Origin of the sequence: Pseudolactococcus raffinolactis NBRC 100932 (assembly GCF_001591765.1) — a bacterium.
In the GTDB taxonomy this organism is placed as follows: Bacteria; Bacillota; Bacilli; order Lactobacillales; family Streptococcaceae; genus Pseudolactococcus; species Pseudolactococcus raffinolactis.
Window position 1 is genome coordinate 19,436 of the sequence record NZ_BCVN01000021.1, and the last position, 16,287, is coordinate 35,722.

Genomic DNA, 16,287 nt, shown 5'->3' on the forward strand with positions numbered 1-16,287 from the left:
AAATGATGAATAATGAGATTTTTTGTTCATTTTGTGGTAAGTCACAAGATGAAGTTAAAAAAATAATCGCAGGTAGCGATGTTTATATTTGTAATGAGTGTGTTGAGTTATCAATGGACATTTTACGTGAAGAGTTCAAAGGTGAAGGCCAAACGGATATTTTAGAAAGTAAAACACCCAAAGAATTACTGGCTGTTTTAAACGAGTACGTTATTGGTCAAGATACTGCCAAACGTGCGCTTTCTGTTGCAGTTTATAACCACTACAAACGCATTAACTTTTCGGAAAGTAAAGAAAATGACGATGTTGAGCTTCAAAAATCAAATATTTTGATGATTGGCCCAACCGGATCGGGTAAAACTTTCTTGGCGCAGACTTTAGCCCGTTCACTTAATGTACCTTTTGCCATTGCGGATGCAACGAGCTTGACTGAAGCGGGTTATGTTGGTGAAGACGTAGAAAATATTCTACTCAAACTCTTGCAAGCTTCAGATTATAACGTTGAGCGTGCAGAACGTGGTATTATCTACGTTGATGAAATTGATAAGATTGCTAAAAAATCTGAAAATGTTTCGATTACACGTGATGTTTCAGGTGAAGGGGTTCAACAAGCCCTTCTAAAAATCATCGAGGGAACAGTTGCGAGTGTGCCACCACAAGGCGGACGTAAACACCCTAATCAAGAAATGATTCAGTTGGACACTAAAAACATCCTCTTTATCGTTGGTGGTGCTTTTGATGGGATCGAAGAAATTGTTAAACAGCGTTTAGGTGAGAAAATCATCGGTTTTGGTGCTAATAACAAAGCACTAGGGGAAAATGATTCCTACATGCAAGAAATTGTGGCTGAAGATATTCAAAAATTCGGCTTAATTCCTGAATTTATCGGTCGTCTGCCAATCGTTGCAGCACTTGAGCGCTTGACCAAGGATGACTTGGTACATATCCTAACCGAGCCTAAAAACGCACTCGTTAAACAATATCAGCGTCTCCTTAGTTTTGACGATGTTGTCTTAGAATTCGACTCTGGTGCTTTAGATGCCATTGCTGAAAAGGCGATTGAGCGCAAAACTGGTGCTCGTGGGCTTCGTTCTATTATCGAAGAAGTGATGATGGATGTCATGTTTGAAGTGCCAAGCATGGACAATGTGACGAAAGTCGTGATTACTGAGGAAGCTGTTCGTGGAACGGAAGAACCTTTAATCTTAGGTCCATAAACAGTAATCCCAAACGTGATCAAAGTTGGTCACAGTGATAGAAATGAGACTCATGAAATTTAATATTCACAATGTCAGCTTGACGATTTCAGCTGCATCTAGTAAACAATACCCTGAAACTGATATGCCGGAAATTGCCCTAGCTGGGCGTTCAAATGTTGGTAAATCAAGTTTCATCAATACTTTATTGAATCGTAAAAACTTTGCTCGGACATCTGGTCGTCCTGGTAAAACACAGCTCCTTAACTTTTTCAATATCGATGATACGCTTCATTTTGTGGATGTGCCAGGCTATGGTTACGCCCGTGTTTCTAAAAAGGAACGTGAAAAATGGGGTGGCATGATCGAAGAATATCTGACTACGCGTGCGAATTTACGTGCGGTTGTGAGCTTGGTAGACATGCGACACGAACCATCAGCTGATGATATTCAGATGTATGAATTTCTGAAATACTATGAAATTCCAGTTATTTTGGTTGCGACCAAGGCTGATAAAATTCCACGCAGTAAATGGAATAAGCATGAGAGTATGATCAAAAGAACCTTGCAGTTCGATAGTACGGACGACTTTGTCATTTTTTCAAGTTTTGATAAAACTGGTTTAGATCAGGCTTGGCAAGTGATTGAAAGCTTCGTCGACTAATCTCATCTAAATTAAAAAAGATTATAGAAATGTTCTGAAAATTCTGCTATAATGGCACTAATCATATTTATATTTTAAAGGAGCGTTAAAACACATGACAATCAACATTGCTTTACTCGGATTTGGAACAGTAGCCAGTGGAATTCCCTTTTTGCTACAAGAAAATGGTGAAAAGATTACTTCTGAAGCTGGCACTGAGATTCAGATTGCTAAAGTTTTGGTCAGAGATGATGCTGAGAAAGACGCGCTTCTCGCAAAAGGTCATGATTTTAACTTCGTGACAGACATTTCGGCTATCTTAAACGATGATACGGTTGACATTGTCATCGAGTTGTTGGGACGTATCGAGCCAGCTAAGACCTTTATCACACAAGCCCTACAAGCTAAAAAACACGTCGTGACTGCTAACAAGGATTTATTGGCGGTACATGGTACAGACTTGCTTAAGGTTGCTAAAGACAATGGTGTGGTTTTGTATTACGAAGCAGCAGTAGCAGGCGGTATTCCTATTTTGCGCACATTGGCGAATTCATATACAGCAGATACGATTACTAAAATTCTTGGTGTTGTCAATGGTACCAGCAACTTTATGATGACCAAGATGGTTGATGAAGGTTGGACTTACGACGAAGCATTGGCTGAGGCGAGTCGTCTAGGCTATGCAGAATCAGATCCGACCAATGATGTGGACGGCATTGACTCAGCCTATAAAATGGTCATCCTTAGTCAATTTGCTTTTGGCATGACAATCAAGTTTGAAGACGTCCGTCATGAAGGCATCCGTCATATTACACCAGAAGATGTGAAGCGAGCACAAAAATTAGGATTTGTCATCAAGTTAGTAGGTGAAATTGTTGAACGTCCTTCAGGCATTTACGCTGAGGTTGTGCCGACATTCTTGCCTAAAAACCACCAACTGGCAACAGTCAATGGTGTCATGAACGCTGTCTTTGTTGAATCTATTGGGATTAATGAAGCCATGTTCTATGGACCCGGTGCTGGTCAAAAACCGACAGCAACATCAGTTGTTGCCGATGTGATCGAATTGGCTAAAGGCATTAATAAAGGTGATGTATTACCAGCCTTTAACACTTTTACTCGCGAAACAGTCTATGCAACGAAAGAAGATCTAGTTGATAAGTACTATTTTGCGATTGAAACCGAAGATAAGGCTGGGCAATTGCTTCATTTGGCAGAGCTTTTCCATGCGGAAAATGTGTCATTTGAACAAGTTTTCCAAGAAAACATTGGCGATAATCGCGCTAGCATTGCCATCATTTCCCACAAAATGGACTTGAACCAATTTGACAGTTTAGTTGAGAAAATTTCAGCGTTGGATGGGTTCACGCTCCGCAACACAATTAAAGTAATTTAAGGGTAAGACAGATGACTTTGACAATATCAGTGCCGGCAACATCAGCCAATCTAGGACCAGGATTTGACTCGGTTGGTCTTGCGGTTAATCTCTATTTGACGATTGACGTCTTAGAAGCAGCAAGTCAATGGCACATTCAGCATGATTTAGGATCAGAAGTCCCTTCTGACGAACGAAATTTGTTATTAGAGACTGCCTTACAAGTTTGTCCAGATTTGCAGCCTCATAAAATTAAGATGACTAGTGAAATCCCCTTGGCACGCGGTCTAGGGTCATCAAGCTCAGTTATTGTTGCTGGGATTGAACTTGCTAACCAGTTGGGGCAGCTCAACTTATCAGCAGCCGATAAGTTAGCCATTGCAACAAATATTGAAGGACATCCAGATAATGTTGCACCTGCGATTTTTGGGAATTTAGTCATTGCTAATAGCCTCGGTGATAAAACGAATCATGTTACAGCACCAATGCCAGAGACTGGCCTCCTTGCTTTCATTCCAAATTATGAGTTGAAAACCAGTGATTCTAGAAAAGTTTTACCAAGTACCTTCACTTATCATGAAGCTGTTGCTGCGAGTAGTATTGCTAATGTCGCGATTGCAGCACTTTTAACAGGTGACATGGCACTTGCAGGGCAACTCATGGAAGAAGATTTATTTCACGAAAGTTATCGTGGTAAACTCGTGCCAGAAGTGACTAAAATTCGAGAAATCGGTCATGCAGAAGGCGCTTATGCTACTTATCTATCGGGCGCCGGGCCGACTGTTATGGTCATGATGCCGATTGACAGATTAGCAATCATAAAATCTAGACTTGAAGCGCAAGAATTTTCAGGTCAGCTATTAGAGTTGGCAGTAGATACACACGGGATTAAAGTAATCAATTAAACAATTTAGCATCATCAAGTTTCATAATTAAATCAAAGACTGACACGCGATTTGCTAATCAGTTTATTGACTCATAAAATTAGAATTTTTACGGTCTTGTTCAACCTTGAACTCGTGAAAATTCTATTTTTAATTTTAGATCAATCTGTATTGTATGACTGCAATCAGATTTAACAGGGGGGAACATGTGAAAAAAGGATTAGTATTAGCGTTTGGCTCTTATATCGCTTGGGGATTTCTATCCATATTTTGGAAATTACTCAGTGGTGTTGATGCTTATGAAGTATTTTTTTATCGGATGCTGTCAACAATGCTAACCATGTTGTTGTATTTTCTATTATTCGGCAAAATGGACAAATTAAAGACTGAGGTCTCGGGTTTAATTGCTAACAAATCGGAATTAGTCACGATGATTTTAGCAAGTTTCCTGATTTCAGTCAACTGGTTGGTCTTTATCTACGCAGTTGGCCATCAGCAAGCGACAGCCGCAAGTTTGGGATACTACATTAATCCCCTATTTTCAGTTTTATTAGCGGTTGTTTTCCTCAAAGAGCGGTTGGAAAACTTCACCAAACTATCACTTGTGCTCGCTTTAATCGGCGTCTTGATTTTAACGATTCAAGGTGGTCGTTTACCGATTGTGTCGATCTTATTGCCATTGTCATTTGGCACCTATGGCTTGATTAAGAAAAATGTAACACTCTCAAGTGATGTCGCCATGTTTGTCGAAACAATCGTTGTGACACCTTTTGTCCTCGTTTTCATCCTATTTTTTGCCAAGCATGCGCCAAGCGATTACACGATGTCACAGATTATCTACTTGATTCTATCAGGCATCATTACAGCTATTCCCTTGCTCTTGTTTGCTGAGGCCCTGAAACAGGCGCCGCTTAATGTCGTTGGATTTGTCCAATACGTCAGTCCAACGATCCAATTAGCAGTGGCTATATTCCTTTTCCATGAATCTTTTAAATTGGAAAATTTATATGGCTTTACAGCCATTTGGCTTGCCATCATTGTCTTTGTTATCGGGCAAGTTATCCTGATGAAAAAGGCTAAAAATATGGTAAAATAATAGTGTTGTACCTTTGGTACAAGCTATTTTTTATGTGATAACTTGAGTTGCATTGCACAAAAAAATTTTTGATACGAAAAGAGCAAATATGTTAACTAAAAATGAAATACTTGAAAAATTACCTGAAATAACAGTAGAATTTAATGCCCCACTTTCAAATTATACTTTTACAGAAGTAGGAGGGCCAGCAGACTTTCTCGCCTTTCCAACAGATAAATATCAGTTACAAAAACTGATAAAATTAGCCAACGAAACGCAAACACCTTTTATCGTCTTAGGAAATGCCAGTAACCTCATCGTGCGCAACGGCGGTATTCGTGGTTTCGTCATTCTTCTTGAAAAAATGAATACGATTCGTGCCAATGGTTATGTGATTGAAGCGCAGGCAGGTGCTAGTTTAATCGAGACCACACAAGTCGCTTTAACCAATTCCTTGACTGGCTTTGAATTTGCCTGTGGTATTCCAGGGTCAGTTGGCGGTGCGGTCTTCATGAACGCAGGCGCCTACGGAGGAGAAATCGCGACCGTCTTATCTAGCGTACAAGTCATGGACCAATCAGGAGAGATTTTCGTGATTTCTAGCGAAGACATGCAGTTTGGCTACCGGAAATCAGTCCTCCAAAGCCAACACTATATTGCTTTATCGGCGAAATTTTCACTCAAAAATGGTGATCACGATCTGATTAAAGCTGAAATGAACCGCCTGACCTACCTGCGTGCCTTGAAACAGCCGCTTGAATTTCCAAGTTGTGGTTCAGTCTTTAAACGCCCAGTTGGCTATTTTGCAGGTCAGTTGATTCAAGATGCCGGCCTACAAGGTCATCAAATTGGTGGTGTTCAAGTATCTGAAAAACATGCTGGTTTTATGGTTAATGTCAACAACGGGACTGCCAAAGACTATGAAGACTTGATTGCTTACGTCATTGCACAAGTTAAAGCGACCTCTGGTGTCACATTAGAGCCAGAAGTTCGAATTTTAGGAGAAGAAAAAATTGACGACTAACCCAATCATCGCGTTTAAACATGTGTCTAAGTCTTTTGAAGACAATGGCCAACTCATCCTTAGAGATATCAATTTTGAGTTAGAAGCAGGGAAATTTTATACCTTGCTTGGTGCATCAGGATCTGGTAAATCAACGATACTTAATATTATTGCCGGCTTAACAGATGCCACAACAGGTGATATTTACCTTGATAACGAACGCATTAATGACGTGCCAATCAACCAACGAGATGTGCATACCGTTTTCCAAAATTATGCCCTCTTACCCCATAAAAATGTCTTTGATAATATCGCCTTTCCTTTGAAAATTCGGAAAGTTGATAAGGCACAGATTGAAAAACGCGTATTAGAAGCGCTTAAAATGGTGCGCTTAACCGGCTTTGAAAATCGTCGTATTCAGAAACTTTCAGGTGGCCAGCGCCAACGTGTGGCGATTGCCAGAGCCATTGTCAATCAGCCGAAAGTGGTTTTGCTAGATGAGCCCTTAAGCGCCCTTGACTTGAAACTGCGGACTGAAATGCAGTATGAACTCCGCGCTCTTCAACAAAAACTAGGCATTACTTTTGTTTTTGTCACGCATGACCAAGAAGAGGCCTTAGCCATGAGTGACTGGATTTTCATCATCAATGATGGTGAAATCGTCCAATCAGGCACACCGGTTGATATTTATGACGAACCCATTAACCGATTTGTTGCGAATTTTATTGGCGAGTCTAATATCGTTTCAGGTATTATGATTGATGACTATCTAGTCGAGTTTAATGGCAAAAGATTTGAGTCAGTCGATGGTGGGATGAGAAAAAATGAACCCGTTGAAGTCGTCATTCGTCCAGAAGATTTGAGATTAACACTACCAGATGAAGGGAAATTAATCGTTAAAGTTCAGACCCAACTTTTCCGAGGCGTCCATTATGAAATTATCGCAGTGGATGACCTTGGCCAGGAGTGGATGATTCATTCGACACGCCGCGCCATTGTTGGCGAAGTGATCGGTCTTGATTTCGAGTCAGAAGACATTCATATCATGCGACTTAATGAAACAGAAGAAGAGTTTGATGCTCGGATTGAAGAATATGTGGACGAAGAAATTGTCGAAGCTGGCCTGATCAATGCCATCGAAGAAGAAAATATTAAAGACTAAAAGGGGATTAGTCTCGTTTTAAAAGTTTAGCGTGGTGTAGCCAGCAATTGCATCAGTTTAGCCGCTGATTTATAGGGGGAATAATGGGAAAATATATTGAAGTACCAGATACATTAGCAGAAACATTAACTGGTGATGAGGAGGAGTTGATTTTAGAAGCGGTTGATAATGGTTTTTCAATCAAGTTAAGAAGTGCCTCAGATAATAATCGTCAAAATTTTTCTTTGCGCCATCTCTTGCTTCCTAGTTTATTAGCTTGGCTGATGGGACTGATGACTTTCTTATTGACTCAAAAATCACAAATTTCTTTCACAGGAGATGATCTGATTTCTGTGGCACATGCTAGCACCGTTTTCGGTATCCTGACGGGATTCGTATCCTTTATCTTAGCCTATCGAAAAACACCACACGCACTGGCGAGACAGTCTTGGTTCACAAAAACTCGCGAGACATTGACTTTAGCCCTGACTTATACCTTGGTAACCCTAGCGGTTACAGTCATTACCTTTTATATCATGCGCCATACCTTTAGTGGCGTTAGTTTTGACCCTGTGACTGCCTCATTATTTGTATTAGCCTTTTCAGCGGTTATCAATTTTGTTTTAATTTCTTCAGCTGTGTCTGTCAAAGTCTCCAATTTAATCGCTATGCTATTTATTACCTTTATTGGCGGTGTCCTAGTTGCGATGGCTTTGAATAATCAACGTGATTGGTGGCAGTTTAACTTTAGTTTTCTCGGTACTTATGAGGCAAAAAGACATTGGGAATTTAACTTGACATTGATTTTCTCAGCCTTGATTTTATTAACGATCACTGATTATTTGTTTTCAGAGTTCTCACGTAGTGACTATTATACGAGAAAAAGTGCTGTTGTTCGGTTTTTCTATTACCTGATTGCTGTCTTGATTGCCTGCGTTGGGATTTTCACTGCTAACAGTTATTCTTGGACGATGACAGTGCATAATTTGTCAGCCTTTGGTATTGTTGTTTGTATCATTGTTTTAATCCTCCTTTTGAAATGGCTAATCCCTGATATCTCAAAAGAGTTTCTCGTCTTCTCTGCCATCACACTAGGCCTGTTAGTATTATCTGCTTTTCTATTTTTAGGTGTTCATTATTTGTCTCTGACATTTTTTGAAATCATCGCTTTTGTTATTGCCTTTATCTGGCTAGTGATGTTGATTAATGCGATTCAAGACTTGTCGCAATCACATCGTCGCTGGCATCTTAAACTTGTCGATATGACACCAGAAGAAACATTATGACTAAAAAAAATAAATTAACTGCTATTCCCTACGTCCTCTGGCTGTTCTTATTTGTCCTAGCGCCGATCGCCCTACTCATCTATAAATCGTTTTTCGATATTGATGGGAATGCGACCTTGGCCAACTATGGCACATATTTTACCAGCTGGACTTATCTGAAAATGTCGGTTAACTCCGTCATTTACGCGGCGATTATCACAGCCGTTACACTTGTGATTAGCTATCCAACGGCCTATTTTTTGACCAAATTAAAACATAAGCAACTATGGTTGATGCTGATTATCTTACCGACTTGGATCAACCTCTTGCTCAAAGCTTATGCCTTTATTGGTATTTTCGGCCAATCTGGTGCGGTGAATGGCTTCCTCAACTTCATGGGATTGGGCAGCCAACAAATTCTCTTTACCGATTTTTCTTTCATCTTTGTTGCGGCTTACATCGAAATTCCTTTTATGGTCTTGCCGATTTTTAATGCCATTGATGAGATTGACGGTGATTTAATCAAGGCTGGCTATGATTTAGGGACAACTCGACTTCAAAATTTTTCACAAATCATCTTTCCGCTCTCAATGAATGGTGTTAGATCTGGTGTTCAAGCAGTCTTTATTCCAAGTCTAAGCTTGTTCATGTTGACGCGCTTGATCGGTGGGAATCGCGTGATTACTTTAGGGACTGCCATTGAGGAACATTTCCTTGTGACCCAAAACTGGGGCATGGGTGCTACGATCGGTATGGTGCTCATCATTACCATGTTTGTGGTCATGTACTTGACACGGGAGAGAGGGGGTAAAGCATGAAGCGACGTTTTAAATTTGAAAATGCTTATTTGATTTTCGTCTTTGCCCTTTTATACTTGCCGATTTTCTATTTAATATTTTATGCCTTTAATCAAAATGGCAATATGAATGCCTTTACCGGCTTTACTTTGGAACATTTCCAGGCATTATTTGCGGATAGTCGTTTAATCTTAATTGTCGTGCAAACCTTTTTACTGGCCTTTTTATCAGCCTTTATCGCGACGATTATCGGAACCTTTGGGGCGATCTATATCCATCAAGCTAAGAAGAAACGTCAGAATACGATTTTATCCTTGAACAATGTCTTGCTGGTTTCGCCAGATGTCATGATTGGGGCAAGCTTTCTGATTTTGCTTACCTCAATCGGGTTTAAATTAGGCTTTGCGTCAGTATTAATGGCGCACATTGCCTTCTCGATACCTATCGTTGTGCTCATGGTCTTACCTCGTTTGCAGGAAATGGATCAGGATATGATCAATGCTGCCTACGATTTGGGCGCGACCCAGCGCCAAACGATGATGGAAGTCGTGCTACCATTTTTAACCCCAGGGATTATTGCCGGCTTCTTCATGGCCTTTACTTATTCCTTGGATGATTTTGCGGTTACTTTCTTTGTGACCGGAAACGGGTTCTCGACTTTGTCTGTCGAAATCTACTCTCGCGCACGTCATGGTATTTCACTTGAGATCAATGCTTTATCAGCGCTAGTGTTTATGCTTTCAATTTTGCTTGTAATCGGGTATTATATGATTATGAGGAGTGCGGATGAGGAAAAATAAGGTTACCCAGAAAATCATCTTCATGACCATCATGCTAGTGGCTTTAGCTGGCGTTTTCGGCTTTTTCAAATGGCAAGGTGATCACAAAGCTGATCAAGCAGTATCGAAAATTACCTGGCAGGATCATACCTACATTTATGATCAGGCTGATTTACTGTCAGATGCGACAGAAGATAACTTAAATCATCAATTAGAAAACCTGGATGTGAGCAAGAAAGCACAAATCATCGTTTTGACAGTTGATGATTTGAAAAATAAAACGATTCAAGAATATGCCAATACGGTTTTTAACCAAACAGGTATTGGCGATAAGGATTCGGATAACGGCTTACTCATGCTGATTGCCAAGGATGAGAAAAAAGTATGGGTGGAGGTCGGTCAAGGACTCGAAGGGGAGTTAAATGACGGCAAGGTCGGTCGGATTTTAGACACTGACTTTGTCCCCTACCGCACCAAAAATGATTACGATACCGCAGTCAGCAAAACTCTCTCAGCATTTTCAGATGTTTTAACTGGTAATGTCACGAGTGATGACGCATCTGGAGAAACTCCCCAAAATAGCAATCAAAACGGCTATAATGATGAGGCAGATACATCTGATCAATCTGATGGTAGTTCTCTGGGTGGTTTGATTATTGTTGGTATCATCTTAGTTTTTGTGTTTGGCATGATCTTGACCGGTCATGGTGATGTTTTACTTTGGATCCTCATTGCGATCTTCAACAATCGTGGTGGTGGTTCAGGCGGTTATGGCGGTGGATCTGGTGGGTCATCAGGTGGGGGCGGCGGCTTTGGCGGCGGTTCTTCATCAGGTGGCGGCGCTGGTCGATAATATAGAAAAGAGAAAAAAGATGAATTTTATTAAGAAGAATAGCCTTGTTGTTGGTATCTTAGCTGTACTTGTCATTGCGATTGTCGCATTTTTCAGTATTGGCAATGGGATTACGAAAGAAGAAAATAGTGTCGATTCAGCCTATGCTGATATTGATACACAGTTGCAACGCCGCAATGACTTGATCCCTAACTTGGTCGAAACAGTTAAGGGTTATGCCGCACATGAAGAGAAAGTCTTTACGGCGATTTCAACTGCCCAAAGTGCAATGAGCAAAGCTGAAACAGTTACTGATACAGCCGCAGCCAGCAACCAAATGAGCTCTGCTTTGAATGGTTTGCTACGCTTGCAAGTGAGCTATCCTGATATCAAGGCAGACAAACAATTCACGCAGTTAGCAGATGAATTGGCTGGTACTGAAAACCGTATCGCGGTGGCACGGACGCGTTATAACGATGTGGTGAAATCTTACAATACGAAAATTTCACTTTTCCCAACGTCTATTGTTGCGGGTATGCGTGGTGCAAGTAAAAAAGACTACTTTAAAGCTGCAGATTCTGCTAAAGATGCACCAAGTGTTAATTTTGGTGATAGCAGTAAATAAATGAAAAGATTAGTCTACTTTATGGGGGGCGTCCTCGCCATTATTGCTGTGCTTGGCTTGTTATCCGTTAAATTGTCCGCGGATAGCGGCAGTTCTGCGATAAGTAACCAGCTTACCATTTACAACTGGGGTGATTATATCGATGAAAGTTTACTGAAAAGTTTCGAAAAAGAAACAGGTTACAAGGTTAACTATGTGACGTTTGATTCTAACGAGGCCATGTATACGAAGATTAAGCAGGGCGGTACGACTTATGATATCGCGATTCCGAGTGAGTACATGATCGATAAGATGAAGTCAGAGAAGCTTTTAAACAAGCTTGATCATCAAAAAATTAAGGGTTTGGAAAATATCGATCCTCGATTTCTAAATCAAAGTTTTGACAAAAATAATGCCTACTCAATCCCTTATTTCTGGGGAACACTTGGCATTACCTACAATGACGAAAAAGTCAAAACACCACCTGAACATTGGCAAGATTTATGGTCACCTGATTATAAAAATAATTTGATGTTGATTGACGGGGCGCGTGAAATCATCGGCCTTGCCCTCAATGAGCAAGGTGATAGTGTCAACTCGAAGGACATGGGGCAGTTGAATAAGGCCTATAACCATCTCAAGTCATTGACGCCTAATGTCAAAGCCATTGTAGCCGATGAAATCAAGCAGTATATGATTAATAATGAAGCTGCGGCTGCGGTCACTTTTTCTGGAGAAGCATCTGAAATGGTGAGCGAAAATAAACATTTACATTATGTTGTACCAAACGAAGGATCAAATCTTTGGTTTGACAATATCGTGATTCCCAAGACAGCGAAAAATTATGACGCGGCTTATGCCTTTATCAATTATATGCTGAGACCTGAAATTGCAGCTAAAAATGCAGAATATGTTGGCTATGCCACACCAAATATGAAAGCCGAGGCTATACTGCCAAAAGAAATCACGTCAGATAAATCTTTCTATCCAGATGCGACCGCCATGAAAAATTTGGAAGTTTATCAAAATCTTGGCCCTGAATATCTAGGAATTTACAATGATTTATTTTTGGAGTTTAAGATGTACCGGAAGTAGGTGACAAGATGACCTCTGATTTAATGAAAATACCTGGCATCGGTGTGAAGATGTCAGAACACCTGATCAAAGCTGGCTTTCCAACGATTGCCTCGCTGCGACGTCACAGCCCTGAAGACATTTATGCCGCGGATTGTTTGGCGCAAGGACTGGGTGAAGGTGAGTTAGATAGATGCGTGCTCTATACTTACCGCTTAGCCGTGACTTATGCGAATCATGATGGCCAACTGTCTGCTGATAAACAAAATTGGTGGGATTGGAAGGATTGATAATTAAAAAAATTGCCGAGGAGACTCGGTTTTTTTTTGATGACCGATGGCACGACGCACACAAAGATGTGATATAATGAGGTCATGACTAATTTTAATAAAAATGATATTTTTGAAGTTCAAGTAATAGATTTGACCCACGAAGGCGCGGGTGTCGTGAAGATTGACGGCTATCCGTTTTTTGTCGAGAATGCCCTACCTGGTGAGATGATTGAGATGCGCGTCTTGAAAACAAGTAAGAAATTCGGATTTGGTAAGGTTGAAACTTACCTCACAACTTCTGAGCACCGCGTCACAGATATCAATCTTGATTACCTGCGAACAGGCATTGCTGATTTTGGCCATTTAGCCTATGCTGAGCAATTGAAATTCAAACGCAAGCAGATTGTCGAGCTGCTCTCTAAAACAGCGCACAAGGCCGATTTTCCAGTCCTAGAGGCTATTCCTAGCCCAGACGTTACAAAGTATCGCAATAAAGCTAGCATCCCTGTCCGCTCAGTTAACGGCGTTTTGGAAACTGGTTTCTTCCGCAAACATTCCCACACACTGGTTCCTGTGGAAGATTTCTTTATCCAACAGCCTGAAATTGATGAAGTTGTGATCGCAGTTCGTGACCTCTTACGAAAATTTGGCCTCAAAGCCTATAACGAAATTGAAAACACTGGTTTTGTTCGCAACGTTGTCGTCCGTCGTGCCCACGCGACTGGTGAAATCATGGTGATCTTCGTCACACGCAAGGCTTCCTTCTTCAAAGTTGACGGCCTTCTAAACGCACTGACCAAGCAATTCCCAGCCATCAAGTCGATCATGCAAAACGTCAACGCCTCTACTGGCAATAACATCTTCGGAAGTGACTGGAACCTCTTGTTTGGGCAAGATTTCATCACCGACATCATGTTAGAGCGCAAGTATGATATTTCTGCGCCCTCATTTTATCAGGTTAATACGCCTGCAGCAGAAGTCTTGTATGCTAAAGCGATAGAGTTTGCGGATTTGAACGCTGAGGATGTTGTGATTGATGCCTACTCAGGTATCGGAACGATTGGTTTATCGTTTGCTGACAAGGTCAAACACGTTTACGGCGTTGAAGTCGTAGAAGCGGCCGTTGAAAATGCGCGTAAGAATGCTGAGTTGAATGGTATTGACAATGTGACTTATGTAACGGGTAAAGCCGAGAAAGTCATGGGTGACTGGGTGACTGAAGGCGTGAAACCTGATGTCATTCTTGTCGATCCACCGCGCAAAGGCCTAGATGAGTCCTTTATCACGTCAGCTGCGAGCGTTGGCGCACGAAGCATTGTTTATATTTCCTGTAATGCCGCGACGTTTGCGCGTGATGTGGTGCGGTTTGAGGAATTGGGGTATGCGCTTGAGAAGGTGCAGCCTGTTGATTTGTTCCCGCAGACGCATCATATTGAGTTGGTTGGGTTGCTGACACGCGTAAAAGCTTAATATGCAAGAAGTTTTAGCGATTTCGGCTTTTGTCGGGATTGCTTTTTTGGTACAAAAATGATGGGTACATCAAAATAACATAAAGTACTAAAACAACTTTCGTGCTAAAATATAGTTGTGATTTTAGCATGAAAGTTGTCAGTGATAAGTTATAGAATTAAAGAGGATGATGAAATTTATAATCTGTATATGGACGGAACGGTATTTGGTGATGTTGCTAAACTAACTAAGCTGTTCGAGCTAATACTCGAAGAAGAATAAAAACCATAATTAAATACAAAAAACAATAAGCCTATATGAGTGATCAATTTCATTCTTGTAGGCTTTTTTTGATTTTTCCAGATTTAAGAATTACTTTTTTGACACCTATTGAGATAAAATCGAATAATAAAAATACTATTTGTGAGTAATGTTTTTGAGGATTAACTCATGATATATTAGTTTTACTACTCACGATTATTATACTCGTAAGTAGTAAAAAACGCATTCGTTGATAATTTAAGATTTAGAGCATTTTCGACTATTATAGGGTTGTTTTTTGATAGAAATGAAAAATGTCAGAAACAAAATGCTTCTGACATCAATACTTATTCCAATTTTTCAATTTCATTTAGGGAACGTCCTTGTTCATCTTTCCAAGCATCTTTACCGTTAATAGCATAGCCTGTGACAAATGATGCGGCAGAAGAAGGACTGTTGAACAGCATGTCCTCAAGCAGAACAAAATTATCATCAAGATTTGCTCGTTCACGATCTTTCAGAGCTTTAGTAGGTACAGATTTTACAGTAGAGGATTTGATGTTACTCCCTTTTATAATAACAAAACCTTCATTAGTCTGCTTACCTTGAGCAATAATCTTCTCCTTCTTACCCTGCTTAAGGATTAGACTAAGTAAGGGTTCAGGAGTTGGTGCTAGAACAGTAGTTATTATTTCAGGCGACTCAATAATCGGCTCAAAAATTCGATAACCTAAGGCACCAATAACAATCTTGGCATAATCGATATATTCTTCAAGCTCTGATTCTTTTTCTTCTGTAACATGACCAAGACTTGGTTCATTGCTATTCTTTACGATGTAACGTTTGCTGTCGATTGCGAGTTTCGTAAATTGATTCTCAAGATAGCTTATTTCTGTTGGACCGAAGGTATTGTTAGTTGTCGTGAACGCTACTGCCTCCGTCCAATAATCTTTATCTGGATTTCGTTTATGTTCCTGAAGTCGGTTAAGAATGCCTTCGCCATTTTTGCGAGTACCAGCTTGCCCTATATAAACGATATTTTCCTGCGTCTCATCTGACGTACTGAATAGAAAATAAACGCCACTCTGTTTCAAGTAGTCAATAGATTTTGCTTTTTCAAGTTCAGTTCTTGGAATTTTATAGGCTATCCCCGTCCAGTTTGCCAATGTACATTTGATACGACCTTTCGGAACACTATCCATCAGATACAGTTGAATTGTTTTACCTCTTGCCATAGTTTATCTCTCCTTGTAAGTACGCTTAAGGCTATTATAGCAGAGTAAACTGTAAATTAGGCGTTTAGGAAGATGTTTGTTACTAAATGTTAGTATATGATATAATTTAAAGTAACAAAAATATTGGAGAAATATTAATGATGTATCAAGAATTACTCAAAGCATTAGTAAAACCGGCCCTCTATGAAAAAACTGACACCTTATTTTGGAATGACCCACACATCGCCAAGTCGATGCTTGAGGCGCACTTGAATCCTGAACTTGAGGCCGCGAGTCGCAAGCCTGAAACGATTGATAAGGCAGTCGATTTCATTGAAACCTTGGTCTCAAAGGAAGCTAAGATTCTTGATATTGGTTGCGGACCTGGTCTTTATACGAAACGCTTATCTGATAAAGAGTTTA

At 40.4% G+C, this 16,287-nt stretch carries 16 protein-coding genes and 2 pseudogenes; 17 read left to right on the forward strand and 1 reads right to left on the reverse strand.

Translation table 11 applies throughout. The features are described 5' to 3' along the window. The first annotated feature begins 2 nt into the window (after positions 1 to 2). The 16 genes and pseudogenes from clpX to LRA01S_RS11415 form a co-directional block, all read left to right on the forward strand. Positions 3 to 1,217 (forward strand): ATP-dependent Clp protease ATP-binding subunit ClpX, encoded by a 1,215-nt coding sequence (gene clpX, locus LRA01S_RS07055; RefSeq protein WP_061774935.1) that lies wholly within the window; start codon positions 3 to 5, stop codon positions 1,215 to 1,217. 52 nt (positions 1,218 to 1,269) lie between these two features. Beyond that, a complete protein-coding gene (gene yihA, locus LRA01S_RS07060; protein WP_061774936.1) occupies positions 1,270 to 1,860 on the forward strand; it encodes a ribosome biogenesis GTP-binding protein YihA/YsxC in 591 nt (196 codons plus the stop codon). 94 nt (positions 1,861 to 1,954) lie between these two features. Further along, positions 1,955 to 3,235: a homoserine dehydrogenase gene (locus tag LRA01S_RS07065; protein ID WP_061774937.1), complete on the forward strand. Its 1,281-nt coding sequence runs from the start codon at positions 1,955 to 1,957 to the stop codon at positions 3,233 to 3,235. Between the two features lie 17 nt (positions 3,236 to 3,252). Next, entirely contained in the window at positions 3,253 to 4,119 is an 867-nt protein-coding gene (gene thrB, locus LRA01S_RS07070) for a homoserine kinase (RefSeq protein WP_061774950.1), read from the forward strand. 187 nt (positions 4,120 to 4,306) lie between these two features. Beyond that, positions 4,307 to 5,194 (forward strand): EamA family transporter RarD, encoded by an 888-nt coding sequence (rarD, locus tag LRA01S_RS07075; protein WP_061774938.1) that lies wholly within the window; start codon positions 4,307 to 4,309, stop codon positions 5,192 to 5,194. An 88-nt stretch (positions 5,195 to 5,282) separates the two neighbouring features. Then, entirely contained in the window at positions 5,283 to 6,197 is a 915-nt protein-coding gene (gene murB / locus LRA01S_RS07080; RefSeq protein ID WP_061774939.1) for a UDP-N-acetylmuramate dehydrogenase, read from the forward strand. Next, positions 6,187 to 7,338 (forward strand): ABC transporter ATP-binding protein, encoded by a 1,152-nt coding sequence (locus tag LRA01S_RS07085; protein WP_061774940.1) that lies wholly within the window; start codon positions 6,187 to 6,189, stop codon positions 7,336 to 7,338. Before murB ends, LRA01S_RS07085 begins: the two co-directional genes overlap by 11 nt. Positions 7,339 to 7,421: 83 nt before the next feature. After that, on the forward strand, positions 7,422 to 8,603 hold the full coding sequence (locus LRA01S_RS07090) for a DUF998 domain-containing protein (protein ID WP_061774941.1): 1,182 nt from the start codon (positions 7,422 to 7,424) through the stop codon (positions 8,601 to 8,603). Next, positions 8,600 to 9,400, forward strand: coding sequence for an ABC transporter permease (locus tag LRA01S_RS07095; protein ID WP_061774942.1), 801 nt, complete (start codon positions 8,600 to 8,602; stop codon positions 9,398 to 9,400). The genes LRA01S_RS07090 and LRA01S_RS07095 overlap by 4 nt, the downstream gene beginning before the upstream one ends. Then, positions 9,397 to 10,179 carry an ABC transporter permease gene (locus LRA01S_RS07100; protein WP_061774943.1) on the forward strand — a complete coding sequence of 261 codons (783 nt, stop codon included), beginning with the start codon at positions 9,397 to 9,399 and terminating at the stop codon, positions 10,177 to 10,179. The genes LRA01S_RS07095 and LRA01S_RS07100 overlap by 4 nt, the downstream gene beginning before the upstream one ends. Beyond that, the gene (locus LRA01S_RS07105; protein WP_061774944.1) at positions 10,166 to 11,011 is read left to right on the forward strand and encodes a TPM domain-containing protein; all 846 of its coding nucleotides are present in this window, start codon (positions 10,166 to 10,168) and stop codon (positions 11,009 to 11,011) included. Before LRA01S_RS07100 ends, LRA01S_RS07105 begins: the two co-directional genes overlap by 14 nt. A 19-nt stretch (positions 11,012 to 11,030) precedes the next feature. Then, on the forward strand, positions 11,031 to 11,615 hold the full coding sequence (locus LRA01S_RS07110) for a LemA family protein (protein ID WP_061774945.1): 585 nt from the start codon (positions 11,031 to 11,033) through the stop codon (positions 11,613 to 11,615). Further along, positions 11,616 to 12,689, forward strand: coding sequence for an ABC transporter substrate-binding protein (locus LRA01S_RS07115; RefSeq protein ID WP_061774946.1), 1,074 nt, complete (start codon positions 11,616 to 11,618; stop codon positions 12,687 to 12,689). It abuts the gene before it with no gap. An 8-nt stretch (positions 12,690 to 12,697) separates the two neighbouring features. Continuing rightward, positions 12,698 to 12,958 (forward strand): helix-hairpin-helix domain-containing protein, encoded by a 261-nt coding sequence (locus LRA01S_RS07120; RefSeq protein WP_061774947.1) that lies wholly within the window; start codon positions 12,698 to 12,700, stop codon positions 12,956 to 12,958. A gap of 84 nt (positions 12,959 to 13,042) precedes the next feature. Further along, entirely contained in the window at positions 13,043 to 14,410 is a 1,368-nt protein-coding gene (rlmD, locus tag LRA01S_RS07125) for a 23S rRNA (uracil(1939)-C(5))-methyltransferase RlmD (protein WP_061774948.1), read from the forward strand. Positions 14,411 to 14,563: 153 nt separating this feature from the next. Further along, positions 14,564 to 14,671: pseudogene (locus tag LRA01S_RS11415) on the forward strand (Fic/DOC family protein); the annotation flags it as partial. A 326-nt stretch (positions 14,672 to 14,997) separates the two neighbouring features. Here LRA01S_RS11415 and LRA01S_RS07130 read toward each other — a convergent pair. Further along, entirely contained in the window at positions 14,998 to 15,885 is an 888-nt protein-coding gene (locus tag LRA01S_RS07130) for a GIY-YIG nuclease family protein (protein ID WP_061774949.1), read from the reverse strand. Between the two features lie 137 nt (positions 15,886 to 16,022). Between LRA01S_RS07130 and LRA01S_RS07135 the strand changes: the two are divergent. Next, positions 16,023 to 16,287, forward strand: a pseudogene (locus LRA01S_RS07135) (class I SAM-dependent methyltransferase); the annotation flags it as partial.